The organism is Methylobacterium sp. WL18, from assembly GCF_008040015.1.
In the GTDB taxonomy this organism is placed as follows: domain Bacteria; phylum Pseudomonadota; class Alphaproteobacteria; order Rhizobiales; family Beijerinckiaceae; genus Methylobacterium; species Methylobacterium mesophilicum.
In genome coordinates this window covers 1-1302 of the sequence record NZ_VRVD01000953.1, presented here as the reverse complement: position 1 = coordinate 1302, position 1302 = coordinate 1, and the positions used below count along the sequence as shown (strand labels likewise).

The 1302-nt window shown below is 72.4% G+C and carries 2 pseudogenes; both read left to right on the top strand.

The window, feature by feature from the left end:
* Window positions 1-212 (top strand): annotated as a pseudogene (locus FV228_RS30020) (hypothetical protein); the annotation flags it as partial.
* A 248-nt stretch (window positions 213-460) separates the two neighbouring features.
* Window positions 461-1302: pseudogene (locus FV228_RS30010) on the top strand (BatD family protein); the annotation flags it as partial.

The following is a 1302-nucleotide window of genomic DNA, read 5'->3' as shown; positions in this document are numbered from 1 at the left end:
GCGGCGGTGCGGCCATGGTCGCGGAGGCGCCCGAGCGCGAGGTCCGCCGGGTGACCAAGAGCTTCGAGGCCCACGAGATCCGCCCCGACCGGCTCTGGCTCCAGACCCTGCCGGACGATCCCGGCCGCTTCCTCAAGCTGCGTCTGCGCGCCGAGCAGACCCGCCGGGTCGAGGCCGGCACCGCAATCCCGGCCGGGAGCAACCCGTGGTGATGGTTTTCGGGATTTGGGCCTTTGGCTCCGCAGGCACGGCGGGTGTTCTCCCTCCCCCCTCTGCGGGGGAGGGTGGCCCTCGCGTCAGCGAGGGTCGGGAGAGGGGAGCGACGCGTCCGGAAAGGTCTCACCGAGAGCCGAAGCCTGCAGCGTTGCGCTGCCCCTCTTGCGGGACTTCGTCCCGCCCCCCCCTGCTGCGCAGGGTACCCTCCCCCGCAGAGGGGGGAGGGAAGGCGCGTGCCTGGTCTCTGGCCGTCATCCTCCTCCTCGCCCCCCTCCCGGCGCACGCCGAGATCGAACCCGGCGACCTGACCCTCACGGTCAATGCGGAGTTCAACGGCAACAGCCCGCCGTTCGCCCGCGAGATGGTGCTGTTGAAGATCCACGGGGTCTACAAGCAGCCGATCCTGCTGGAGGAGGTGGTCCAGCCCACCCTCGCCAACTTCTCCTGGACGCAGCTCGGCCGCGACCGCTGGAGCAAGACCAAGCTTCCGGACGGGCAGAGCGCCATCGCGTTCGACCGCACCGTGGCGGTGTTCCCCCACCACGCGGGCGAGTTCGTCATCGAGCCCTTCACCCACAAGCTGACGGTCAACGATGTCGGCGAGCGGCGGATCGTCGAGGTGCGCTCGACGCCGATCCCGTTCCCGGTGGCGGCCTGGACCGCCGCCGGCGGAGGCCCGGACGTCAAGGAACCCTGGTGGCTGCCCGCCCGCGACGTGGCGGTCACCGATTCCTGGAGCCCGGACCCCGAGACCGTGAAGCTCGGCGAGACCACCCGGCGGATCGTCACCCTGGAGGTCCAGGGCATGGTCGCCGAGGGCCTGCCGCCCCGGCCGGTGATGCGCACCCGGGGCATCCTCACCTTCGCGGGCCCGGTCACCCGCGAGACCCTGCTGACGCCCTCCGGGCCTGTGGCCCGGGCGACCTACCAGTGGGACGTGCGGCCCGGCGTGTCCGAGGTGATCCCCCTCGACGCCATCGCGATCCCGTGGTTCGACACCAACACCCGCACCATGCGCGAGGCCGAGATCCCGGCCCGGCAGATCGGCGGCGGCCTGCCCGACCGGGAGGGCGACCGGGCGCCGCC